This window comes from Myxococcus sp. MxC21-1 (assembly GCF_032612255.1).
GTDB lineage: Bacteria > Myxococcota > Myxococcia > Myxococcales > Myxococcaceae > Myxococcus > Myxococcus virescens.
In genome coordinates, this window is sequence record NZ_CP123278.1 from 4,699,390 (window position 1) to 4,722,716 (window position 23,327).

The 23,327-nt window shown below is 70.2% G+C and carries 16 protein-coding genes and 4 pseudogenes; 9 read left to right on the forward strand and 11 right to left on the reverse strand.

The genetic code is table 11. The annotated features are described in order from the left end of the window. Positions 1 to 6: 6 nt before the first annotated feature. The gene (locus tag QEG98_RS42025; protein ID WP_410478078.1) at positions 7 to 585 is read right to left on the reverse strand and encodes a phosphopantetheine-binding protein; all 579 of its coding nucleotides are present in this window, start codon (positions 583 to 585) and stop codon (positions 7 to 9) included. An 8-nt stretch (positions 586 to 593) separates the two neighbouring features. Beyond that, positions 594 to 5,342: pseudogene (locus QEG98_RS42030) on the reverse strand (amino acid adenylation domain-containing protein); the annotation flags it as partial. 316 nt (positions 5,343 to 5,658) lie between these two features. On the opposite strand from QEG98_RS42030, the gene QEG98_RS21045 reads away from it, so the two are divergent. Then, positions 5,659 to 6,606, forward strand: a complete 948-nt coding sequence (locus QEG98_RS21045; RefSeq protein WP_316562580.1) for an aldo/keto reductase — start codon at positions 5,659 to 5,661, stop codon at positions 6,604 to 6,606. Positions 6,607 to 6,636: 30 nt separating this feature from the next. Here the strand turns inward: QEG98_RS21045 and QEG98_RS21050 are convergent, their stop codons facing one another. The 4 genes and pseudogenes from QEG98_RS21050 to QEG98_RS21065 form a co-directional block, all read right to left on the reverse strand. Then, the gene (locus tag QEG98_RS21050) at positions 6,637 to 6,927 is read right to left on the reverse strand and encodes a hypothetical protein (RefSeq protein ID WP_316562581.1); all 291 of its coding nucleotides are present in this window, start codon (positions 6,925 to 6,927) and stop codon (positions 6,637 to 6,639) included. Then, positions 6,900 to 7,886, reverse strand: coding sequence for a DUF4130 domain-containing protein (locus tag QEG98_RS21055; protein ID WP_316562582.1), 987 nt, complete (start codon positions 7,884 to 7,886; stop codon positions 6,900 to 6,902). Before QEG98_RS21055 ends, QEG98_RS21050 begins: the two co-directional genes overlap by 28 nt. Before the next feature lie 70 nt (positions 7,887 to 7,956). Beyond that, a pseudogene (locus QEG98_RS21060) lies at positions 7,957 to 8,923 on the reverse strand (FHA domain-containing protein). Continuing rightward, positions 8,911 to 10,140 (reverse strand): S1C family serine protease, encoded by a 1,230-nt coding sequence (locus QEG98_RS21065; RefSeq protein WP_410477823.1) that lies wholly within the window; start codon positions 10,138 to 10,140, stop codon positions 8,911 to 8,913. The pseudogene QEG98_RS21060 and the gene QEG98_RS21065 overlap by 13 nt, the downstream one beginning before the upstream one ends. A gap of 264 nt (positions 10,141 to 10,404) precedes the next feature. On the opposite strand from QEG98_RS21065, the gene QEG98_RS21070 reads away from it, so the two are divergent. Then, entirely contained in the window at positions 10,405 to 11,805 is a 1,401-nt protein-coding gene (locus QEG98_RS21070; protein ID WP_316562583.1) for a DUF3943 domain-containing protein, read from the forward strand. 14 nt (positions 11,806 to 11,819) lie between these two features. Here the strand turns inward: QEG98_RS21070 and QEG98_RS21075 are convergent. Then, positions 11,820 to 12,496: pseudogene (locus QEG98_RS21075) on the reverse strand (hypothetical protein). 837 nt (positions 12,497 to 13,333) lie between these two features. Between QEG98_RS21075 and QEG98_RS21080 the strand changes: the two are divergent. Then, complete coding sequence (locus QEG98_RS21080) at positions 13,334 to 13,681, forward strand: metalloregulator ArsR/SmtB family transcription factor (protein ID WP_316562584.1); 348 nt, start codon at positions 13,334 to 13,336, stop codon at positions 13,679 to 13,681. Continuing rightward, positions 13,678 to 14,130: an SRPBCC family protein gene (locus QEG98_RS21085; RefSeq protein WP_090490466.1), complete on the forward strand. Its 453-nt coding sequence runs from the start codon at positions 13,678 to 13,680 to the stop codon at positions 14,128 to 14,130. The genes QEG98_RS21080 and QEG98_RS21085 overlap by 4 nt, the downstream gene beginning before the upstream one ends. Positions 14,131 to 14,145: 15 nt before the next feature. On the opposite strand, the gene QEG98_RS21090 is transcribed toward QEG98_RS21085, so the two are convergent. From QEG98_RS21090 to QEG98_RS21105, 4 genes are all read right to left on the reverse strand, one after another. Further along, positions 14,146 to 14,814, reverse strand: coding sequence for a hypothetical protein (locus QEG98_RS21090; protein WP_316562585.1), 669 nt, complete (start codon positions 14,812 to 14,814; stop codon positions 14,146 to 14,148). Next, entirely contained in the window at positions 14,811 to 15,152 is a 342-nt protein-coding gene (locus QEG98_RS21095) for a protealysin inhibitor emfourin (RefSeq protein WP_141590116.1), read from the reverse strand. Before QEG98_RS21095 ends, QEG98_RS21090 begins: the two co-directional genes overlap by 4 nt. A 19-nt stretch (positions 15,153 to 15,171) precedes the next feature. Next, positions 15,172 to 16,128, reverse strand: coding sequence for a M4 family metallopeptidase (locus QEG98_RS21100; RefSeq protein WP_316562586.1), 957 nt, complete (start codon positions 16,126 to 16,128; stop codon positions 15,172 to 15,174). 336 nt (positions 16,129 to 16,464) lie between these two features. Then, positions 16,465 to 16,848: a VOC family protein gene (locus QEG98_RS21105; RefSeq protein WP_316562587.1), complete on the reverse strand. Its 384-nt coding sequence runs from the start codon at positions 16,846 to 16,848 to the stop codon at positions 16,465 to 16,467. A gap of 254 nt (positions 16,849 to 17,102) precedes the next feature. Here QEG98_RS21105 and QEG98_RS21110 point away from each other — a divergent pair, with 254 nt between their 5' ends. From QEG98_RS21110 to QEG98_RS21130, 5 genes and pseudogenes are all read left to right on the forward strand, one after another. Further along, positions 17,103 to 18,401, forward strand: coding sequence for a sialidase family protein (locus QEG98_RS21110; protein WP_316562588.1), 1,299 nt, complete (start codon positions 17,103 to 17,105; stop codon positions 18,399 to 18,401). 230 nt (positions 18,402 to 18,631) lie between these two features. Further along, positions 18,632 to 19,114 carry a tetratricopeptide repeat protein gene (locus tag QEG98_RS21115; protein ID WP_316562589.1) on the forward strand — a complete coding sequence of 161 codons (483 nt, stop codon included), beginning with the start codon at positions 18,632 to 18,634 and terminating at the stop codon, positions 19,112 to 19,114. A gap of 152 nt (positions 19,115 to 19,266) precedes the next feature. Next, positions 19,267 to 20,352, forward strand: a complete 1,086-nt coding sequence (locus QEG98_RS21120; RefSeq protein WP_186817794.1) for a 6-phosphofructokinase — start codon at positions 19,267 to 19,269, stop codon at positions 20,350 to 20,352. A gap of 18 nt (positions 20,353 to 20,370) precedes the next feature. Further along, positions 20,371 to 22,301: pseudogene (locus tag QEG98_RS21125) on the forward strand (protein kinase domain-containing protein). Next, complete coding sequence (locus QEG98_RS21130; RefSeq protein WP_316562590.1) at positions 22,298 to 23,305, forward strand: hypothetical protein; 1,008 nt, start codon at positions 22,298 to 22,300, stop codon at positions 23,303 to 23,305. The pseudogene QEG98_RS21125 and the gene QEG98_RS21130 overlap by 4 nt, the downstream one beginning before the upstream one ends. Positions 23,306 to 23,327: the final 22 nt, after the last annotated feature.

Below are 23,327 nucleotides of genomic sequence, written 5' to 3' on the forward strand. Positions count from 1 at the left end.
TCGTGCTCAATCCTGGCCCCGGGGGTTCCTTCCGCGCCGTTGGAGTGCCTGCCGGCGGGCCTCCGCGCGCGACTGGTGCTTCACGTCAGAGGCGGGCTCGGGGCGCGCCTCGACCTGCAACCTGCGGGCGAGTTCGTGGATGGTGGGATGTTCGAAGAAGTGGGTGATGGGGACGTCCTGCCCCAGCGCCTCGCCCAGCCGCGAGCACGCGCGCACCGCGGACAGCGAGCTGCCGCCCAGGTCGTCGAAGAAGTGGGCATGCACGTCCACGGCGGGCAGCCCCAAGGCCTCCGCCCAGGCGCGCGCCACGGTCTCTTCCAGCGGCGTGCGAGGCTTGCCCGCAGATGACACGACGAGCGACGGCCGCGGCAGCGCCCGCACGTCCACCTTGCCCGTGGCCAGCAGCGGGAGCGCCTCCACCGGGACGATGTCGACCGGAATCATGTGATCAGGGAGTTGCTCGCGCAGCCGCGCCCGGAGCTCTCCCGGTGGAAGGATGTCTCCGGGCGGTGGCACGACGTACGCGACCAGCCGCGGCTCGCCCTCCGCCGAAGGACGCCACGCGGTGACGTGGGCCTGGCGCATGCCGGTCAGCTCGCGCAGCGCCGTCTCCACCTCGCCCGGCTCGATGCGGAAGCCACGGATCTTCAGCTGCGCGTCCGCGCGCCCCTCGAAGTCCAGCCTTCCATCCGCGCGGCGGCGGGCCATGTCCCCCGTGCGGTAGAGCCGGGCCCCGGGCTCGCCGCCGTGGGGGTCGGGGATGAAGCGCTCGGCCGTGAGGTCCGGCCGGTCCAGGTAGCCACGGGCCACCGACGGCCCGCCGACGTACAGCTCGCCCGCGACACCCACCGGAACCGGCTGGAGCGCCTCGTCGAGCACATAGGTGTCCACGTGGGGCATGGAACGCCCGATGTTGGGCGGCCCCACTTCATCCGGAGCGATGACGCCCCAGGTCGCGCCCACCGTCACCTCGGTCGGCCCATAGCCGTTGTAGAAAGCGCGGCCCTCGGCGAAGCGGGCCACGAGGCTCGCCGGACACGCCTCCGCGGCCACCATGAACATCGACAGGTCCGGCAGCGGCCCCTCCGGAAGGAGCGCGGCGACAGGGGGAGGCAACGTCGCCGAGGTGATGCGCTGCTCGCGCAACATCCGGTACAACGCGTCACCCGCTGGGGGACCACCGGGCGACAGGTGCAGCGCGCCTCCCGAGGCCAGCGCCAGGAAGTAGTCCCACGCCGACATGTCGAACGCGGGCGAGGCGAACTGCAACACCCGCGAGCCGGGCCCGACAGGCAGGTCCGACACCATCGACTCGCATAGGTGCGCGGCGCCGCGGTACGGCACCACCACGCCCTTGGGCTTGCCCGTGCTCCCGGACGTATAGGTGATGTAGGCCGCGCAGTCCGGAGGTGGCTCGCCGGTTTCCCACAGGGACGTGTCCGGCAGGTCGTCGCCTTCGCCGTGCGCCTCCCATGACAGCAGCGTCACCCCTTCGGGCAACGCCAGGCGCTGCGCGTAGCGTTCCTGGGCCAGCAGCACGCGCGCGCCGCAGTCCTCCAGCGTCCACGCAACCCGCGCGGGGGGATACGAAGGCTCCTGGGGCACCACCGTGCCCCCGGCCTTCAAGATCGCGAGGAAGGCGACGACCTGCTCGGGGCTGCCGCGCTCCAGCAGCGTGCCGACACGGACCTCCGGCCCGACACCGTGGCGCCGCAGGCGCGCGGCGAGCCGGGCCACCCATGCCGCCACCTCACGATAGGACCAGCTCGACGCGCCCGCGACGAGCGCAGGCGCCTGCGGCGTCTTCGCGGCCCAGTCTTCGATTCGGTGAACGATGCCGGGCACGGGCGCGCCCCGCGTGTCCTGTGTCCTCCGCCCCAGCGCCAGCAGGGTACGGCGCTCGTCGGGAGCCAACAGGGGCAGGTCCCCCAGCGGCACCTCCGGCTGCGCCACGGCGGCATCCAGCAGCGCCCCCAGGTGACGCGCCATCCGTTCGGCGGTCGTGGCGTCGAAGAGGTCGGCGCAGTACTCCAACCTCCCCACGAAGGCCCCTTCCAACTCCGCCATCATCAGCGCGACATCGAAGGCGGCGCCGGGATGGTTCAGCGGGACGGACTCGACCGTCAGGTCCTCGCCCAGCCGGGCGCGCGCGCCCGAAGCCCCGACGGCGAACGCGCCCAGGAGCTCGTTCTCGGGACGGGGAGACTGCAGGGCGAACATCGTCTGGAAGATGGGCGCGCGCGACGGGTCACGCCGCGGCTGGAGCTGCTCGACGAGCCGCGTGAAGGGCAGCTCCTGGTGCTCCAGCGCCTCCAACACCGTGGTCCGAACCCGCGCCACCAGACCAGAGAAGGACAGCGTGCGCTGCACCCGGGCGCGCAGGGCCACGGGGTTGACGAAGTAGCCCACCTGTCGCGACAGGTCCGCTCGCGGGCGGCCCGTGGTCGGCGTACCGACGATGAGGTCCTCCTGCCCCGAGTAGCGCCGCAGGAACGCCAGGTAGCCGGCCAGCAGCACCATGAACGGCGTGGCGCCGTGCGTCCGCGCCAGGGCCTTGAGCCGCGTGGACGTCTCGCGCGGCAGACGGAAGGCCACCTGCGCCCCTCGGAATGACTGGAGCCTGGGTCGTGGGAACGACGTGGGCAGCTCCAACACGGGCAGCTCGCCCCCAGGCGCTCACGCCACCAGGCCAGGAGCGCTTCGCCCCGCGAGCCCGCGGTTCGCCGCGCCAACGACAGGAGGATGGGCGCCACGGGTGGCGGCGGTGGCGACAGGCCGGACGGCGAGCCTCGGACCTCCGACGTGTAGAGCGCGCCCAGCTCCCCCGCGATGACCTCCAATGACCAGAAGTCCGTGACCAGGTGGTGCATGGCGAGCAACAACACGTCGCCCCGTGGCGCACCGGTGTAGAGCCGGGCGCGCACCAGTGGGCCCCGCTCCAGGTCGAAGGACTCCCGCGCATCCGCATCGAGCCGCTCACGCAGCGCTTCATCCGTCCAAGTGGACGTCTCCACTCGCGCCAGCTCGGGCGGCGCGACGCAGGTTCTCCTCGCTGGCGCCCCCTGCACCTCGGGGAACGCGGACGACAACGCGGGGTGACGGGCAACGAGCGCGGAGAACGCGCGCGCAAGCGATCCGGCGTCCACTGGCGTGATGAAGCGCACCGCTTGGGACACGTGGTAGGCCTTGCTCCCCGGAGCCATGCGCTGGAGAAACCACAATGCCTGCTGGCCATCGGAAACAAAGGCCGCGGGGTCGCCGGGCATGACAGCCGGAGCCTCGGGTTGCGCCTCGGCGCCCTCGGTCCGGGCCCGCTCGACCCAGCGCGCCAGCTCGCGGAGGCTCTGCCCCTGGAGCACCGCCGTGATGGGTGGCGACACGCCCCATGCCTCGTCCACGGCGTGCAACACCTCCAGCGCTCTCAGCGAGTCGAGCCCTTGGTGCGTCAGGGGCACATCCACACTCAGCGCCGGCCCATTCGCGCCAAGCAGTGACGCCAGCCGGGACCGGAGCACCGCGAGCACGTCCGCCGCTTCGGGTGCCGCGTCAGGCTTGATGTCCAAGGGCGCCGCCGCGGCGTCCTCCTTCCATCCGTGCACCTCGTCCAGCGTCCCCGCCAGGAAAGCCTCACGGGTGGCGCGCCGCTGCACCTTGCCGCTCGACGTCTTCGGCAATGTCCCCGCGGTGATGAGCACCACGGCATGGACGGCCAGGCCATGCGCTTCGCCCAGCGCCGCGCGGATGCTCGCGACGACCTCGGCCGCCGCTTCCGGCGTGGCGACCTTCGCGGCGACCTCCTGCACGATGACCAGCCGCTCTTCGTCGCCAGCGTCCACCGCGAACGCGGCACCGCACCCGGGACGCACGCCGGGATGGCAGCGATCCGCGGCGTGCTCTAGGTCCTGCGGGTAGTAGTTGAGGCCGCGCAGCACCAGCACGTCCTTCAAGCGGCCGGTGATGAAGACCTCGCCGCCGTCGATGACCGCCAGATCTCCGGTACGCAGGTACGGACCCTCCCCCGAACCCGCCAGCCGGCCATGGAACGTGCGCTCCGTTTCGTCGGCGCGCTGCCAGTACCCATCCGCCACGCTCGGACCGCGCACCCAGAGTTCACCCACGCGGCCCGGCGCACATGGACGGCCGGTTTCCGGGTCCACCACCCGCACGTCCTGGCCGCCCAGCGCCTGCCCGCATCCCACCAACGCCGTCGCTGGAGCGTCCACATCGGGTGCCCGCGCCTCGCCGCGCAGCAGGCCATCACGAGCGAAACGCCGCACCACCGGCACGGCCGAGCGCGTCCCTCCCGAGACGATCAGCGTCCCCTCCGCCAGCCCGTAGCAGGGATAGAAGGCCTCGCGCCGGAAGCCCGCCGGGGCGAACGCCTCCACGAACCGCTCCAACGTGTCCGCGCGTACAGGCTCCGCGCCGCTGAACGCCACCTCCAGCCGGCTCAGGTCCAGCGCCGCGCGCTGTTCGGGCGTCGTCTTGCGCACGCACAAGTCGAACGCGAAGTTGGGCGCGCCGCAGACCGTCGCACCGAAACGCGACATCGCCTCCAGCCACCGCAGCGGGCGCTGGAGGAAGGACATGGGAGGCAGCAGCACCGACGGGATGTCGCGGTACAGCGCCTGGATGAGTCCTCCAATCAGCCCCATGTCGTGATACGGCGGCAGCCAGAGGGCGGCCACCGGCTGGGGGCGGGTGTCGAAGCCCCGGGCAATCAACCACGAGTTGTGCAGCAGATGACGGTGCCGCAGCACCACGCCTCGTGGCGTCCCCGTCGAGCCCGACGTGTATTGCAGGAACGCCACCGAGTCGCCCCGCAGGACTGGCGCGCGCCAGGCCGCTGCTTCGTGCGGGGACACGGAGTCCGTGGCCAACCAGCGCAACGCCCGCAAGTCGGGCGCCCCTTGCGTGAGGGGCTCCACCATGTCCGCGATGCCGGAAGTCGTCAGCGCCACCCGCGCGCCACAGTCCGCCACCAGCGCCTGGAGCCTGGGCAAGGTGCGGCCCAGCCGCATCGGGTCCGGTGGATAGGCGGGCACCGCCACCACGCCCGCGTAGAGACACGCCAGGAAGCCCAACGTGTAGTCACGGCCCGGCGGGTACAGCAGCAACGCGCGCTCACCGGGCGCCAGGTGTCGTTGTAGCAGCGCCGCCACCGCGCGAGCGCTCGCGTCCAACTCCGCATAGGAGAGGGCCTGCTCCCCCGCATCGTCGAGAAACGTATAAATCCAGTCGTCTGGCTGCGCGGCGGCGCGAGCCCGACACATATCCATGAGGGTGACATCCTCTGGGCAGACGAATTCGGAGGCGGGGTCGGCGCGGGTCGGAAGGTGCATGTCGAGAGTCCCGAAGCACTGCCTGAAGGCACCGCCCGGAACGCCGCGTCACATCCCCTGCTGGAAGCACGAGGGGCACGCTCCGCATCGCTCCGAACAGCGCCCCTTGGATTCCGGATCTTTCTACCGGATTCCAAGTAACCAGAAAAGGCCTGGTACGCGCGCGCCTCGGACTTCCACGGTATGAGCCATGACACGCCCAGTGACACAACGAGGCGTGCCGCCATCCACGCTGAATGAATGAGGAACCAACGGAATGAAATACACCAACCTCGGACGCACGGGTCTTCGTGTGTCTCGTCTCGGCCTGGGCTGCATGAGCTACGGCACACCCAAGTGGCGCCCCTGGGTGCTGGATGAAGAAGCCGCGCAGCCGTTCTTCCGCCGGGCGGTGGAGCTGGGCATCAACTTCTTCGACACCGCGGACATGTATTCACTGGGCGCGAGCGAGGAAATCACGGGCCGGGCCCTTCGCCGTTACGCGCGCATGGACGAGGTGGTGCTGGCCACCAAGGTCTACTTCCCCATGGGGGACGGGCAGAACATGCGGGGCCTGTCGCGCAAGCACATCGTCCAGGGCTGCGAGGCCAGCCTGAAGCGGCTGGGCGTGGAGGCCATCGACCTCTACCAGATTCACCGGATGGACCCGAACACGCCGCTGGAGGAGACGCTGGCCGCCCTGGACCAGCTCGTGCGCCAGGGCAAGGTGCGCTACCTGGGCGCGTCCTCCGCGTATGCGTGGCAGTTCGCGCGGGCGCTGGGGGTCGCGGACCTGCGCGGCTGGACGCGCTTCGTGTCCATGCAGGGCCACTACAACCTCGTCTACCGCGAGGAGGAGCGGGAGATGCTGCCCCTGTGCGAAGCCGAGGGCATTGGCGTCATCCCCTGGTCGCCGCTGGCCCGCGGCCTGCTCGCGGGCTCTCGCAAGTCGCTGAAGGACCGGGACGCCACCACGCGGGCGAAGTCGGACACGCTGTCACCCATGCTCTATGACCAGGCCAGTGACTGGGACGTGGCGGAAGCGAACCGGAGTGTCGCGGAGAAGCGCAACGTGCCTCCCGCGCAGACGGCCCTGGCCTGGCTCCTCTCGCGCCCCGCGGTGACGGCGCCCATCATCGGCGCCACGAAGCTGGAGCACCTGGAGGACGCGGTGCGCGCGGTGGACCTCAAGCTGACCGCCGACGAGGTGAAGGCCTTGGAGGCCCCTACCAGCCTCACGCCGTGCGTGGACTCTGAGCGCAGGGCCGAGTCGGCGGGGCGCTGACACAGGCGAGATGCACCCGGGCCCGCGGCGTCATGGACCCTCCACGCGCCGGGCCCGCGCTTCACCCGTGAGCCGCTGCCGCAACCACGCCGCCGCCGACCGGAGATCCGCTTCGAAGTGGATGCGCGCCTCCGCCCGTGCCCGGCCTTCTGGAAGCCGAAGCACCGCTTCGGGGTCGAACGTGGCCATCCAGCCCTCCGCCCACCGCGTGTCCAACAGCTGCCCCCGGCTCAGGTGCATGCGGAACCCCACCCCCAGGAAGGCCTGCGCCGCCACGGGCCCCAGCGCGATGATCATCCGCGGGCGGACCTCCGCCACCACGCCCTCCAGCCCATGACGGCAGGTGCGCCCTTCCCCCGCGCCGTCGGAGGGAACACCCCGTGCCGCGAGCGGCATCCGTCCCCGCACGGCCGCACCACCCGGCGACTGGAACGCGTGAGCCCCGCGCGGCCCAACACGACCTCCAGGAGCGCTCCCGCGGAACCCGCGAAAGGCGGCTCCGCGATGTCCACGGGGGAAGCCCCCACCAGCAGCAAGGACGCGCGCTCCACGTCCGCCCGTGGGGGAGAATGGGACGCCGCCAATTCTACCCGAGCGCGCGCCCACTCCGGCAGCGCCCCACCTTCCTCGAAGGTCAACCGCTCCCGGTCCCAATGCGCCCAGGTGTCTGGCGTGAACAGGCTCCAGGAGAAGTGCGGGAAGCGGCGCACGAGGAACGGCGCCACGTCCCGGACGATGAGGTGTTCGGGCCGGTACCACGCGACATGGTGTTCGCGCCCGTCCCGCCACACCCGGCGGAAGCGCAAGGCCGCCATCAACGCCTGCGTGTCCCGCCGCACCGCCTGCTCCAGCCACCGCAGCCGCCGCACGTCCGCGTCGTCGTGCCACTCCAGCAGCGACGGCTCTCCATGGGTCAGCCGCCACAGCACGCGGTACAACAGCGCCCAGCGCGCCGGCTCACGGTGGCACACCACCTTCTGCGCCAGCCCCACGAAGTCCCGAGGCACCCCGGACGCGGCGCGCCCCCAGGCCTCCCAGCGCGCGGCCTCCGGCCACATGCCCTGGCGTCCACGCGTCTCCTCGAAGTGCACCCGCGCTGGAGGTTCGCCCCGCGCCAGCAGCCCCCGCGCCACCACCCGGAAGGACGCCAGGTCCGGCGCCACGAAGACCCGCGTCAGCCCACCGTCCCGGTGTCTGGCCGCGAGCCGATCCCCTTGCGCGCCCCGGACCTGCGACCACCGGGCACCGATGACAGGCCTCAACTCCTGATGGACGTCCATCCGGGCATTCCTACCTGCCCGGTCTGACATCCACCGTCCCGCCCGTGACGTCCTTCCGGCCCCTGGCGGCTCACGGGTCGCGCGCCAGCGCGTCCACCTGTTCCTGGACCTTCACGGCGTCGGAGAAGAAGTCATCCATGGGCTCGGAGCCCACCAGCCGGAAGGCCGGCGGCAGGAGCGACCGGCGGAAGCCCAGCTCCGTGCTGAAGGACTCGTTGCCCAGCCATTCATCCGCCCGCGACAGCGCGCCAAACGACAGCGTGACGACGGCGATGACCCGGATGAGCCGCTCCGGCTCCCAGCGCGTCACGTAGCGCAGGTGCCAGTAGAGCCCCCAGGCCATCAGCGACAAGAAGGCGACGTGGTGGGCCCAGGCCAGGTTGCCGCTCACCCCCAGGCTGAAGCCCACCAACGTGAGCAGCGGCTGGATGACGACGGAGCCCAGCAGCACCAGCGCGGCCACGGTGGCATGCGTGCGGTAGTGGAACTGGCGCCGGGCGATGCGGCTCGCCACCGACCAGCCCCCGCCCACAGGAAGGTGATGCCCAGCGGCACCACCAGCGCCACCGTCAGCTCTCCCCAGTCCGTGCGCCCGTAGTTGGCCGGTAGCCTTCCAGCAGGCTGGCGCCCAGCAGGGCCTGCAGGGCCAGGGAGAAGTAGCGGGGCTGCTCGAACACGCGCGGCCTCGGCGCGGTGGGCGCCGCCGCCACGACGGTCTTCTCCACCGGGTGACCGCGCGCGCGGAAGCGCAGCACCGTGTCCCCCACGGACACGCGGGTATCCGTGGCCAGCTCCAGCTCGGCCAGCTGCGCCCAGGGCTCCACGCGGTAGGTGCCGTTCTGGCTGCCCACGTCGCGCAGCACCAGCGTGCCGTCCTCGCGGCGCTCGATGCGCAGGTGCTCGGCGGAGACCTTCGGGTCATCCAGGATGACGTCGTTGCCGTAACCCCGGCCGACGTTGACGGGGAAGCGCTCCAGGCGATGACGGGCCTGGACGGAGTCCCCTTCCAACACCTCCAGGAAGATTACTTCATCCACGACAGCCCCTCCAGGTAGCGGCGCGCCAGCTTGCGGCCATTGTCCGCGGTGAAGCCCGCCAGCGTGAGCGACGTGTCCACGCCGCTGGTGCTGGCATTGAGCGTGGCCGCGCGCAGCACCAGGTCATAGAGGCCGGGGAACTTCCGGTAGGCACGCATGCACAGCGCGGCGCGGACGGGCAGGCCCGCCACGTCCACGAACTCCGACTGGCAGCGGTAGTTGGTGACGTCCTGCCGCGTGGCCTCCACCGCTTCCGGGTCCTGTGAGAAGAGCGCGCTGTAGAGCGCGGAGAAGCGCAGCGCCCCCAGCTTCTGGCTGGTGGCGTGTTGATGCAGGAAGGCCACCACGCCCGTCCGGTGGCGCGAGGACACGAAGATGTCCTCCTCCGACGAGCACTGGTAGTTCGTCACCGTGTACGGCACCTCGGGGTCATGCGGCGTATCCCCCCAGCACTTGAGGAACGTGCCCCAGCGCCCCGGCACGCGGTAGCTGCCCAGCGTCTGCTGCGGCACGGGCGCGCCCAGCAGCCTTTCGGTGACGCGCTGCTGATTGTCCAGGAGCTGCGCGCGCACGGTGTCCAGCAGGGCCTGCGCGCCGGAGTCCTTGGCTTCCAGCGCGCGGGCCAGCAGCGCGCGCGCGTGCTTCACCGGCACCAGGAAGCCCACCTGGTTGCCCATGGTCGCCACGTTGACGCCCACCACGCGGCCCTCGCCCGTGAGCGTGGGGCCGCCGCTCATGCCCGGATTGATGGCCCCGCTGAAGTGCAGCCGCTCATAGAGCGCGTCGTGGATGAAGCCGTTGTACGTCCCCTCCACGATGGTGGTGCCCAGGTCGCGCGGATTGCCCATGGCGAACAGGCGCGCGCCCTGCGGCGGCTCGCGGTCGTCCAGGTCGAAGAAGCTCTGCACCGGGGTGGCCGTCTGGATGATGGCCAGGTCGTGCACCACGTCCACGTCCACCAGGCGCACCGGCACGGGCTCTGCGCCGCCCTTCAAGACCAGCTCCGCCGTGTAGTCCTCCGGGTGGATGACCACGTCGGAAATCACGTGGTAGTTCGTCACCGCGTGCCCGGCGGCCGACACGAAGAAGGCCGAGCCGATGGACGAGCGCGTGCCGGAGCGCCGCTCGATGATGCGCACCTGCGCGACCTGCCCCTCGATGCGCTGGAACAGCTCGTGCGTGGCGGGTGGCAGCGCGCTCAAGGGCACGGCGGGCACGGCTTCGGGGGTGCCGGTGCGGGAGGCGGGCTCGGCTCCGCCGGCACGACCGGCGACTGCGTGAGCACCGCTGCGAGGATGAAGGCGAACATGGATGCGGCGCACCCTACCCCACCGCGCTCTCCGACGGACGTGCAGCCGCATGTCCCGCGCCGGCAGGCGACCGGGCGGTCCGTCCACCCACCGACGCGGGCCCGCGCCGCCGGTCCATGGTCGCACCGCGCGCGGGGTCCCCATCTTCGCCCTTCGGGTGGGGGAGCCGGCATGCGTCACAGCCAGTGGTGCGGCCGGCGCTGCCCCGCGGCGCGATGGCGGAAGGTGGCACTGCTGGTGTCCCTGCTGCCCTCGCTCGCCCAAGCGGCGGAGTTGCCCGCGGATGCGCCACGCGCCGAGGACGAGGAGGCCGCCGCCCTACCTCCCCGGCCCCGCCAGTTCTGGTGGGCCCTGGGCGAAGTGACGGCCATCAACCTCACGGTGTGGGGCTTCAACCGATACATCATGAACAAGGACTTTGCCCGGGTCGGCCTGGACGCCTGGCGAACGAACCTCGAAATGGGGTTCGCCTGGGACAGGGATGATTTCAGTACCAATCAGTTCGCGCACCCCTACCACGGCAGCACGTACTTCAACGCCGCCCGGGACCACGGCTTCAACTACTGGGGCGCCATGGGCTTCACCCTGGTGGGCAGCCTCCAGTGGGAGTTATTCGGCGAGAACCATCTGCCCTCCTTCAACGACCTCATCAACACCACGATGGGTGGGTGGGCCCAAGGAGAGGTCATCTACCGGCTGTCCTCCATGCTGCTGGACCAGCGCGCCACGGGAACCCAGCGCGTCGCCCGCGAGGTGAGCGCGGGGTTGCTCAATCCCATCCGAGGCTTCAACCGCGCGGTGCGCGGGGATGCCTGGCGCAGCGCGCCCACCCCGGAGGACTGGCAGCCGCCCGTGTTCGCCGTGCTGACGCGCACCGGCTACCTGAACATCGACGCGGGCACGACGCTGAACCAGTTCTTCGCGGAGCTGGACCTGCGCTACGGCGATGCCCTGCGCTTCCCGGTGGACGCGCCCTTCGACGCCTTCAACATGGGCGTGCAGTTCACCACCGGCGAAAACCGACTCATCAGCCGCGCCGAGGTGAATGGCGCGCTGGCGATGCTCCCGCTGGAGAACGGTGGGAACGAGCGCGTGCTGCTGGGCGCCTTCCAGCACTTCGACTACAACGACACGCAGGCCTACGAGCTGGGCGGTCAGTCGATCGGCGCGGGGCTCGTGTACCGGTACCTGACGCAGGAGGGCCGTGAGCTGCGCCTGGCGCTTCATCTGCGAGGCGTGGTGCTCGCGGGCATCACCTCCGAGTACGCGGACATGATGGGCCGCGACTACGACTATGGCCCGGGCCTGGGCTTCCACTTCGAGGCGTCCTACGGGCGCTGGCCCTGGGAGTACCTCAAGCTGTACGCGGGCAGCACGTGGTTGCACACGCTCAACGGCGCGGACGGCAACCACCTGGTGCATGAGGGCACCTTGCTGCTGGACGTGCCGTTGTTCGCCAACCTGGGCCTGGGTGCCAGCTTCACCTTCTTCGAGCGAAACAGCTTCTTCCGCGACTTCGATACCGTCTCACGCGGAATCCCGCAGGCCCGGGTGTTCCTCTCCGTGCACTGACCGTCCACGCGGGGCTACGACGTGAGGTTGCCCGCCGCGTGACGCAGCCGCCGCCGGCGCCACGCCGTGTACGAGACGACCAGCGCTCCGGCCAGGCTTCCCGCCAGCGCGCCCAGCACCCGGCGTGGGACGGGGCCACCCGCGCTTGACGGCTCGTGGCGGAAGGTCTCCAGCGAGGCGCGCACTTGCGGCTCCAGCGCCTGCCACCGCACCGCGGGCGCGCTGACCATCACCACGGCGTGCTCCCCTCCGAGGCCAGCCCCGCGACGAGCACCGTGCGGACCTGCCCTGCCTCGCGCAGCGTCCCCAGCACCTCCACACGCGGTGTCACCCCGCCCAGGCGCTCCACGCGTTCCGCGGCGAGCGAGAGCCCCAGCTCGCGCTGGTAGTGCTGCATCACCGCGGACGCGAACTCTTCCCGGTCAGAGGGGCTCGCGCTGAAGCCGCGCCCCACCACGGACACGAGCAGCGTGGCGGCGTCCGGGCCCTCACCGTCGGTGAGGGCCGCCGACAAGGCGCGCGGCGCGTCCGGGTCCAGCGCCACCGCGCCCACGCGCGAGCCGGCGTACTGCTCCCACCGCACCATGTGGAAGCCCTTCGGTGGGCGAAACGAATAGCCATCCCGGCGCAGCTCCGTTCCGAGCGCGCCCGGCAGCGTCAGCAGTCCGACGGCCAGGAAGGTGGCGTGCACCGAGGCATCATAGTCATCCCCCCACGCCCGCGCCCGCCCGGAAGCCGGGTGGCCTCGCGACCACAACGCACGGCGTGTGGCCCTGCGGGCTGGGCTGACGATGGAGACTGACCCGGAGTGCCGAATCCGGCTGTCCGAAAGCGCTCGCTCGCAAGGACATTCGTGCGAGTCGCATCTCGGGCAAGACATGAATAATCAGCCTATCCGTTCCAGACACAGGACTGCACCCAGCCCTGGGAGGCCGCGCATGAATGACATTGGCGGAAGTCGGACGCGTCGCATGACCTGGGTCCTGGCCGGATTGCTGATGTCATGCGCGCCGGGACCGGACAGTGGCGCCTTGGAGGGGAACGCGTCGCCTCCGGAAGGTCCGTCGCCCCTGGGAGCGCCCTCGGAGGGTGCCGCGGCGCCGCCACAGGACAACTGCTCCGGCCATGTGCTCGCGACGAACAACGGCGTGTATGCAGCGGGGGCTTTGGCCAGCCCGGAGAACCCGCGGGAGCGTGTGGTGGACTCGGTGCGTCGATTGGCGGCGCCGCCGGTGCCGCGATCAAACGCAGGGGGCACGCGGTGAACGTGCCGGATGGCCGCTACGACACCTGCGGGGGGCGCATTCGCGGCTCTGTCATGCCTTGAGGTGCTGACACCGCCGCTACTGGCAGGTCACCGGGTCCTTGCAACGGCTACGAGGGCACACCCAGCCGGCGCTACGTGCCCGCCCCGCCGTAACGCCCTGCCTCTCGTACCCGGCCCGAGCGGGCGGCCAGGCGCATCGACTTCCGCCAATACTTAAGCATCGACTTGACAATCAAACCCCACATCCCAATACTTAAGTCCGTGCCTAACCAATCGGACATCGACCGGGTCTTCCACGCCCTGGGGGACCCCACGCGCCGAGCGATGGTCGAAACCCTGGGCAATGGACCCGCCTCGGTGAGTGCCCTCGCCAAGCCGCTTGGCATCTCGCTCGCGGCCGTCGTCCAGCACCTTCAAGTGCTCGAGGAGAGCGGCCTCGTGACGACCGAGAAGGTTGGCCGCGTGCGCTCGTGCCGGCTGGAGCCCAAGGGCTTCCAGGTGGCCGAGCAGTGGATTGCCGATCGAAAGAGCCTCATCGAGCGGAAGTTCGATCGGCTCGAAGCCCTGCTGTCCGAAGAACCCACCCCACCCTCTGGAGACAAGCCATGACCGTCGTTCACAGCACCTTCACCATCGACCGCGTCTTCAACGCCCCCGTTCCCCGCGTGTTCAACGCGTTTGAGAACCCTGAAATCCGCCGCCGCTGGTTCGTCGAGGGCGAGGGCTGGGAGGTTGGCCGCTACGAGCTGAACTTCCAGGCGGGAGGCCGCGAGGGCGGTGTCTTCCGGTTCCAGGGAGGCCCGGAGATTGGCAACGACACGCTCTACACGGACATCATCCCCAACGAGCGCATCGTCTTCGCCTACACGATGACCATCGCAGGCAAGCGCATCTCCTCGTCGCTGGTGACAGTGCAGTTCACCGCCGAGGGCGACAAGACGCGCATGTCCTATACCGAGCAGGGCGCGTACTTCGAGGGCGGACAGGACGCGATCCGTGGCCGCGAAGCGGGCACGAAGGAACTGCTGGAGAAGCTGGCGCTGGAGTTCACGCGCTGAGCATGGGCGCTGGCCTCACTCGAGCGCCGCGATCCGGTACTCCCCCTCTTCGAGCACCAGCCGAACGGCGCGTTCGTCGCCCAGCGGGAACACGGCCTCTCCCGCGCCGACGCGGACATGCGTATTGAGTGCGAGCCGGGCACGGCGGAGACGCTCCTTTGCAAGCGGTTCGCGCTCGAAATCCTCGCGAAGGCGCTCCGGTGTGTAACGCGCTCGCAAGGGCCCGGCGAGCTGGCCCCAGGCGGCCTTCCAGTCACGGGCCTCCACGCTGTCGATGAATTGGCGAAGGGCGGCCCGAGGCACATCCGCGGGCCGGGCCTCGACGACACGCCACCCCTGAGTGGACTGCGCGACCGTCAGGGAGGGCGCTCGCGCCTCGAGGAGCGGCGCGCCGGCGCGGACGTCCGCGGCCCGCGCGCTGCGAGCCCCGGGATCCGAGTAGCGCTCCAGGAACGCCGCCTCCTCCTCGGGCCCACTCACCGTCAGCGCGAACGCGTCCCCGACGCGTCCTTCCTCGAGGGCGCGGGCATACGCCTCCGCAACGGAGGCGGGTTCGCGCGGCGTGGTCGCACAGGCGGTCAGCAAGAGGCAGAAGACCAGGGAACGGTTCATACGCATCGCGGGGAGAATACCTGCCCGGGCACGCCGGCCAATCGCTGTCTTCGACCCGGCACGGTGCCTCACCCAGGCGTGCCTGGCCGAGCGCCGCGGCGCTGCGCCCTCTCCGCCTTCGTCACCTGCTCCAGCAGGTCATGAAGCCGTGGCTCCTCCACGGGCTCGATGAACTGGACGGTATGCCGCCGTCCCTCCTCCTCCACGGTCAGGGTGAACCGGCGGGCATCCGCGGCGCCTGGAGGCAGGGTGCCCACAACGGGAGGCAGTTCGAAGAAGCGGGCGGCCTGGACGCTTTGCCGCAGCGCCTCCGCCTGCTCTGGAGGCAGGCTCGTCAGGTCCACCACTCTTGGCCGAGCCAGCCCAGGGAAGTAGGCCGGCCCACCTTCGCGCTTGAGTTCGATACGCATGGCAGCCGCGACGCAGCCCTTACGCCCTGGGGGCGCGCCCCGCTTGTGCCGAGGGCTGGGTGACGGCGCCGACGAACGCGGGCATGCGGACACCCGACCGTGCGACGCGGATGCCCACCTGCTCCCAGGCCTCCCGGACCGCGTCCTCCTCCTCTCCCGCGCCGAACAAGCGCGTCGCGGACATCACGGTGATGCGCGCGAAGTCGAGGAAGCCCATGTCGGGCTTGATGTGTGAGTCGCGAATGGCGTCGTACCAGATGCGCCCCGCCCGCTCCCAGGCGTAGCCGCCCAGGTGCGACGCAACCAGGTAGAACGCCCGGTTGGGGATTCCGGAGTTGATGTGCACACCCCCGTTGTCCTCCCACGTACGGACGTAGTCCTTCATGTGCCCGGGCTGAGGGTCCTTGCCCAGCACGTCATCATCGAAGGCCGTCCCCGGATTCTTCATGGAGCGCAGCGCGACCCCCTCCACGTTGCCGGTGAAGAGGCCCTTGCCGATGAGCCAGTCCGCCGCATCCGCCTTCTGATTGAGCTTCATCTGGCGCACCAGGGAGCCGAAGACGTCGGACATGGACTCGTTGAGCGCGCCCGCCTGGCGGAAGTACCAGAGCGGTCCCTCGTCCTCGGTGACACCGTGCGCGAGTTCGTGCGCGATGATGTCCAGGCAGATGGTGAAGCGGTTGAAGAGGTCGCCGTCCCCATCGCCGAACACCATGCGCCGCCCATCCCAGAAGGCGTTGTCGTAGTCGTTCCCGTAATGGACGAAGGCCTGCAGCGGCATCCCATCTCCGTCGATGGAGTTGCGCCCGAAAATCTCCCAGAAGAAGTTGTAGGTGTCTCCCAGGCCGTCATAGGCCTCAGTGACAGCGATGTCGTCTGTCGCCTCCTGTCCCTCGAAGCGAACGGGCGTGCCAGGAAACGCTTCACTGTTCCTCAAATCGAAGATGGTCCGATGCAGCGCGGATTCCACCATCATGGCCCTGGGACGGGTGACGAGCGTCGATGGGGTCGTTCTGCTTCCCGCGAGCCGGAGCGCACGGAACGTCGAATCCGTGGAAAGCGTCCGCAAGGCCCGCTCACGTTGATCGCTGGTGCCGTTCTGCGCGATGGAGCGAGCCAGGTAGGGCGGCAGGATGCAGTGAATGGAGTGCCGGTGTCGTGCTGGGTGGAGCATGACGAATCCCTCTGCTGAATGGGTTCAGCCAAGAGGGTAGGAACGCCGGACGTCCCTACGGGCGACTCGGCCGCGCACAGGCTCCGCCGTCATGAAGGAGCACAAGCACGCGGACGAGCCCGGGCCTCCAGGCTCCCGTCAACGCGCCTCTTGAGTCGACACCCACCACGTGGTGCCACCGGCGTCGCGGAAACCACCGCGCTTGTCCCCATCCCCACTGTTGACGGGAGCCTTCACGGCCACGGCGCCGGCGTCGATCGCGCGCTGGTAGATCCGGTCCACGTCCGCGACGTACACGTGGACATGGGCCGGCACCACGGGCCAGCCGTTGGCCGCGTCGCTCAGCATGATGACGGTGTCGCCGATGCGTACCTCACCATGGGCCAGTCTACCGGCGTCCCCGGGAAACATGCGCAGCCGCTCGGCACCGAAGACCTCGACGAGGAAGTCGATGGTCCGGTTCGCGCCGTCCACTACGAGATAAGGCGCCGCGGAGGTGTAGCCGTCGGGCTTGTAGGTCATGGGTCCATCCTGGAAGTGAGCACCGCGAAGTAGGACGACACTGGCCCCGCATCGGCACCGCCGCAAGCGCCATCTCGGCATCCCACGGCGAACTCGCCCGTTCGTCTCCCAGGGCGCCTCCCCGTTCGCCATTCCCATGCGAACAGCGCCCCCGTTCAGTGACACCGCACGCGGCCAGCGCCTATTCCTCCGCCTCGCCTTTGGTGAGGGGGACGGGGAACATGGCGAGCACGATGAGCCGATGTCTCAGGGGCGTGCTGTTCGGAACCGTGCTGTTCTCCAGGAGTGCGGCGGCCCAGGAAGTTCCGGCACGACTCCAGGAGACCTTCGGTCCGGTGCTGAATTTGAGCGGGACGCCCACCTTCAACTTCGAATTCCAGACAGCCGTCGCCGACAGCAACGTCTACATCGTGTGGAGTGATACATCGTCCCTGGACGTCACCCACGTCTACCTGCGCAGGAGCTCGGACCAGGGAAAGAGCTTCGAGCCGCCCCTGAGGCTGAGCAACAACACCGGGTCCGCCTACCTCCCCACCGTGGTCGCGGAGGGAAAGAAGGTCTACGTCGCCTGGCGCGAACAGGGCATCCAGTTCCGCGTGAGCCACGACAACGGAAGGAACTTCGACCCCGCGGTGACCCTGGCCGCGCACGGCTTTTCGCCCCGGCTCGCGGCCGAGAACAGCGATGTGTACGTGACATGGACCGAGCTCACGGGCCCGCGGTCCGCGACCCAGCAATTCCGCGCGAGTCACGACAAGGGGATGACCTTCGGCCCCACACTGGCGCTGGATGACCGTCATGGCACCGGGGTGACGGAGATGACCGCGTCCAACAATCGCGTCTACATGGTGGGCGACAACATCGACGCGGATGACCGGCCCGACGTGTACGTGAGGACCAGCCCCGACGAGGGAACGGCCTTCGCACCGCGTCTCAACCTCAGTGCCGGCGAGGGCTCGGGGCAGCCGTCACTGCTCGCCCGCATCGCCGTCAAGGACCAGAAGGTCCACGTGGTCTGGGAGGAATGCAACGACCTCTTCCCGGACACCTGCACCATCCTCTACCGCCGCAGCACCGACCGGGGAGCGAGCTTTGGGCCCACCCAAGCCATGAGTGGGAGCCAAGGCTTCGCGCTCGCTCCGGACCTCGAAATTTCGGGTCAGCACGTCTTCGTGGCGTGGCAGGACGACAGCCCCGGCAACTTCGACATCCTCCTGCGCGCCAGCAACGACCACGGAGCCACGTTCTCCGCGCCACGCAACCTGAGCCTCACCCCCGGATACTCCGGCTCCGTCAGCCTCTCCGCGGCCCAGTCGCATCTGCGCGTCGCGTGGGAGAACACCACCGCCGGCTCGGTCGACATCTTCTACCGGGCCAGCGGTGACCTGGGCGCGTCGTTCACGCCCGTGACGAACCTGAGCAACACGCCGACGCGCTCTTCCGCGCCACGTGTCTTCGCCTCCAGCGGCGGAGCGCATGGCTACGTGGCCTGGCTGGACGACCTGACCAATGAAAACACTGACGTGTTCTTCCGCCGCACCGAGGCGAAATAGCCCGGGACACCCCGTCTCCTCGCAGTCGCGGTGGCCGCCCTCGCAAGGCTCCCTGGCCTCGGGCGTCTGCGCGCGCGACATGCACCGCACATCCAGCCGCCTGGAATCTGTGCCTGAGTGTCGGCCACTCCGACACAGCGTGTGGCCTCCCGGAATCCGAGCCTTGTCGCGGCGTCTCCCTGCGTGTTCGTTGTGACATCCCCGCGCGGCGCGGGTAACCTGCCCGGGAGATGAACCCCGCCGCCAGGGCCGACATGGAGTCACGTGCCGATCGCGCCCTGCGCCGCGGCGAGCTCACCGAAGCGCTCGGCCTGTACGAGTCGCTGGTGCGGGCCTTCCCGCACGACGAGGCGCTCGCCCTCAAGCTCGCCAACGCGCGCGAGCTGCTCCAACCCGCGGAGTTGGAGGTGCTCGAAGCCGCCCGGGCCGAGGCCAGCATCCCCCTCCCCGTGGGCCCTTCCTCCCCCGTCCAGGAAGGCGAGCGCCTCTTCGCGCTGGGCGACTATGCGGGCGCCGCGGCTTGCTACCGGCGCGCGATCCAGGAACGCCCGGACAGCGAGCTGCTCAAGGAGCGGCTGATCGAGCTCTATGGCCTCGCGAAGGCCATGCCCCTACAATCCCCGACAGATAGGGCCCTTCCCGACAAGCCGGAGCCTCGGCTCCAGGCCCTGCTGGACCGGGTGGCCTCGCGCCGCCGCCTGAAGCGGGACTGAGGAAAACGCCTGTTTCCACTCGCGAATCAGCCCTGGCCGGTGATTCACGCGTTGCACCCCCGGGGGCCCCCCCCTACAATCAGGTCCGACGTTTCTGTCATGGTGAAGCACCCTCCCTCTGACACCCGCGTCCGACCTGTATGCCCCGTCCCATGAGACTTGGAGTCCTGACCGGCGGTGGCGACTGCCCCGGCCTCAACGCACTCATTCGCGGCCTCGTGAAGCGGGGCACGCACGAATTCGGCTACGAGTTCGTGGGCATCGAGAACGGCTACATGGGGCTGGTGGAGCCAGGGCTCGCCCACCCGCTCACCGAGGAGGACACCCGCGGCATCCTCCCCAAGGGCGGCACCATCCTGGGCACGTCCAACAAGGCCAACCCCTTCAGCTACGCGACCCGTGAGGATGGGCACTGGGTGGAGCGGGACGTGTCCGATCAGGTCCTGCGCCGCTGCGAGGAGCTGGGCCTGGACGGACTCATCGCCGTGGGCGGCGACGGGACGCTGTCCATCGCCCACCGGCTCGTGGAGAAGGGGCTCAAGGTGGTCGGCTGTCCGAAGACCATCGACAACGACCTGTCCGGGACGGATCAGACCTTCGGCTTCGACACCGCGCGGCTCATCGTCACCGAGGCGCTCGATCGGCTGCACTCCACCGCCGAGGCCCATGACCGGGTGATGGTCGTGGAGATCATGGGCCGCCACGCTGGCTTCCTCACCCTGGAGAGCGGCATCGCCGGGGGCGCGGACGTCATCCTGATTCCGGAGATTCCGTACAGCGTGGAGTCCGTGGTGGAGAAGATCCGCCGCCGCTCCACCCGCCGTCGCAGCTTCTCCATCATCGCCATCTCCGAAGGCGCGTTCCCCCAGGGCGGCGAGCTGGCCGTGCTGGACACGGCGGAGGCCATCCCCGGCCGGGGCGTGGTGCGGCTCGGCGGCTCGGGGAAGGTGCTGGCGGACCTGCTGGCCCGGCACATCGAGGCGGAGATTCGCGTGACGGTGTTGGGCCACCTCCAGCGCGGGGGCAGCCCCAGCGCGGCGGACCGGGTACTGGCCACTCGCTACGGGTGCAAGGTGCTGGACCTGGTGAGCGCGGGCCAGTGGGACCACATGGTGGCCCTGCGCGCGGGCGAAATCATCGCGGTCCCCTTGAGCGAGTCGCGCAAGGAGCGCCGGGTGGATCCGGCGGGTGAGCTGGTGCGCTTCACCAAGAGCATGGGCATCAGCTTCGGGGACTGAGGGGACCGCCAAACCGCCATGACGACGCTCGTCGGCCGCCATATCGGTCGCTACCGCATCCTCGAGCAACTGGGCTCGGGGGGCATGAGCGTCGTGTACAAAGGGCTCGACACCGCCCTGGACCGTGAAGTCGCGGTGAAGGTGCTGCACCCGCACCTGGCCGGCAAGGACGAGTCCCGCCGGCGACTGGCCCGCGAGGCCCGCGCGGTGGCCAAGCTGCACCACCCCAACATCCTGGAGGTCTTCGACTTCTCCGCCGCAGACGCCCAGGACGCGTTCATCGTCACCGAGTACATCCGCGGGCAGACGCTGAAGACGTTCCTGGACGAGGGGCCCATGGACCCGCCGGAGCTGGCGGCCATGGTCATCCACGAGCTGGCCGCGGCGCTGGCGCACGCGCACGAGTCCGGCGTCATCCACCGCGACCTCAAGCCGGAGAACGTCATGGTGCGCGAGGACGGCGTCCTCAAGCTCATGGACTTCGGCATCGCGCGGCTGATGGACATCGAGGAGCGGATGACCGTCACCGGCACGCTGGTGGGCTCGCCGGCCCACATGGCCCCGGAGATCATCGAAGGCCTGGAGGCGGGCCCTACGGCGGACGTCTTCAGCGTGGGCATCATGTTCTACGCGGCGATGACGGGACGGCTGCCCTTCAGCGCGCCCAACACCACTGCCACGCTCAAGCGCATCCTGGACGGGGACTACGAGGACGCACGCCGGCGCGTGCCCGCGCTGTCGGACGAGCTGGCGGACATCTGCGCCATCTGCCTGCAACGCGACCCGGAGCGGCGCTACCCCGACGCGGCCCGGCTGCGGGACGCCCTGGCGGACTACCGGCCGGCCTGGGCTTCGCCCGCGTGGGCGAGGAGCTGGTGTCGTACTTCGCGGACCCGGCGTCGTACCGGAAGCTGGCCCGTCAGCGCATCGTCGCCACCCTGTTGGAGCGCAGCGAGCGGCAGCTCGCGGAGAAGCGCACCCCGCGCGCCCTGGCCAGCCTCAACCAGGTGCTGGCGCTGGACACCACCAACGCGCGGGCGCTGGCGCTCCTCAAGGGCATCCAGCGCGCCCAGCGCATCAAGACGTGGCGCCGCCGGGGGCTGCGTCTGGGCGTGGGCGTGGCCGCCGCCGGACTGCTGGGACTGGGCGGCTGGAAGGCCCGCCACGCGAACGACGCCGAAGCCACCACCCCGCCCGACGCCACCACGCCCGGACAGGTCGCGGCCACGCTGCCTCCGGCCCCGCCTTCCGAGCCGCTCGTCACCGTCGCGCCTCCCGACACCACCCCGGCTCCGAAGGAGAGCGCCGGGCGTCCCGGCCCTGGCACGTCGCAGCCGCCCCGCCCGGCTTCGCGCGCGGTCAAGGGCACGCCGGCACCGGGAGGCCTGTCGCCGCGGACGGATGGCACGCCGGCAGTGGGTGGCACCGTTCGCAGCATGGGCACACGCCCCACGGGCGAGGACGAGGAAGCACCGCGCAAGCCGCTGGTGCGCAAGCTGCCTGTGTCCATCCTGGTGCGCCCCTATGGCAGCATCCGCGTGGATGACGGCGCGGCGAGCGCCCAGCCGCTCCAGAAGCATGACGTGGAGGTGACGCCGGGCCGGCACACCGTCACCATCTCCTGCGACTACTGCGAGGACGTGGTGGACACCATCGACGTGCAGCCGGACGGCGACAACGTCTTCCACCTGCGCGCCCAGCCCAAGGCGTCCCGCCTGTCGGTCGACTTCGAGCCCGCGGGCGCGCTGGTGCGCGTGGGCGACGAGTTCCGCTCCGCGGAGGACAGTGTGAAGACGCCCTTCGAGGTCCGCTCCCCGCGAGGCCCCGCGGGCTTCCAGCACACCGTGGTGGTGGAGGTCTCCCACCCGGGCTACGTGCCGGAGCGCCGGGTGGTGCATCTGCGGCCGGGCGAACCCACCACCCTGCGCGGGAGCCTCCGCCCAGAATGAGCCGCTGCCTCCCGCTCTTGCTCACGGCGATGATGCTGCTCGCTCCGGGCGCCACGTTCGCCCAGGACGCCGGTGACCCGGAGGTCGCCGCGCTGCGCGCCAGCTTCGAGTACGGCAAGTACGCGGAGGTGATGGACCGCGCGGCGTCGCGTATCGACCGGGGCGGCCTGGACGAGGACGACCTGGCGGAGCTGCACAAGCTCGCGGGCCTGGCGGCCTTCAACCTGGGCCGCACCGACGACGCCCGCCGTCACCTGCGCGCGCTGCTCCGGTTGGATCCGGACTTCAGCCTGGACCCCTTCGTCGTCCCGCCGCCCGCCGTGGCCTTCTTCGACACGCTCAAGGAGGACATGGACACGGAGCTGGACTTCCTGCGCCAGGAGCGGCGGCTGCGTCAGGAGCGCGAGAAGGCGGAGGCCGAGCGCCGCGAGCGCGAGCGCCTGGAAGCCGAGGTGCAGCGCCGCCGCGCCGAGGAGCTGGCGTCCCAGGTGACGGTGCGCACGGTGGAGAAGCGCAACTTCCTGGTCAACTTCGTCCCCTTCGGCGCCGGCCAGTTCCAGCAGGGCCGCACCAGTCTGGGCATCGTCTTCGCCGCCACCGAAGGTGTGCTGGCGGTGACGAGCATCATCTCCTTCTTCGCCTACGAAGGGCTCTTCGAAGAGCGCACCATCGATCTGGACAACGTGCTGGACCCGGATGGCCGGGCCTCCGTCACCGTGCGCTACATCCCCACCAGCCGGGCCAGGCAGCGTGACGCGTGGCAGCTGCTCAAGCTGTCGTCGGCCGCGGGCTTCTACGCCATCTACGCCGTGGGCGTGGTGGACGCGCTGTTCCACCACGAGGACCAGGTGGTCCGCAGCACGGTGGAGCCTCGCGCCGAACAACCCGCGGAGCCGCTCCCCCGCTCCACCTCCGCCCGCGCGACGGCACCGAAGACGTACACGCGCGTGGGCATCTACCCGACCTCCGGCGGACTCGGCGCCGGTCTCACGCTCTCCTTCTGACGGAGACTCCCTCCAGGTACGT

What these genes read in the sequence shown, in the direction of transcription:
- QEG98_RS21120 (WP_186817794.1), top strand. Translation starts at nt 19,267, where the DNA reads ATGAGACTTGGAGTCCTGACCGGCGGTGGCGACTGCCCCGGCCTCAAC.
- QEG98_RS21095 (WP_141590116.1), bottom strand. Translation starts at nt 15,152, where the DNA reads ATGCGTATCGAACTCAAGCGCGAAGGTGGGCCGGCCTACTTCCCTGGG.
- QEG98_RS21130 (WP_316562590.1), top strand. Translation starts at nt 22,298, where the DNA reads ATGAGCCGCTGCCTCCCGCTCTTGCTCACGGCGATGATGCTGCTCGCT.
- QEG98_RS42025 (WP_410478078.1), bottom strand. Translation starts at nt 585, where the DNA reads ATGCGCCAGGCCCACGTCACCGCGTGGCGTCCTTCGGCGGAGGGCGAG.
- QEG98_RS21115 (WP_316562589.1), top strand. Translation starts at nt 18,632, where the DNA reads ATGAACCCCGCCGCCAGGGCCGACATGGAGTCACGTGCCGATCGCGCC.
- QEG98_RS21085 (WP_090490466.1), top strand. Translation starts at nt 13,678, where the DNA reads ATGACCGTCGTTCACAGCACCTTCACCATCGACCGCGTCTTCAACGCC.
- QEG98_RS21045 (WP_316562580.1), top strand. Translation starts at nt 5,659, where the DNA reads ATGAGCTACGGCACACCCAAGTGGCGCCCCTGGGTGCTGGATGAAGAA.
- QEG98_RS21055 (WP_316562582.1), bottom strand. Translation starts at nt 7,886, where the DNA reads ATGGACGTCCATCAGGAGTTGAGGCCTGTCATCGGTGCCCGGTGGTCG.
- QEG98_RS21070 (WP_316562583.1), top strand. Translation starts at nt 10,405, where the DNA reads ATGCGTCACAGCCAGTGGTGCGGCCGGCGCTGCCCCGCGGCGCGATGG.
- QEG98_RS21100 (WP_316562586.1), bottom strand. Translation starts at nt 16,128, where the DNA reads ATGATGGTGGAATCCGCGCTGCATCGGACCATCTTCGATTTGAGGAAC.
- QEG98_RS21105 (WP_316562587.1), bottom strand. Translation starts at nt 16,848, where the DNA reads ATGACCTACAAGCCCGACGGCTACACCTCCGCGGCGCCTTATCTCGTA.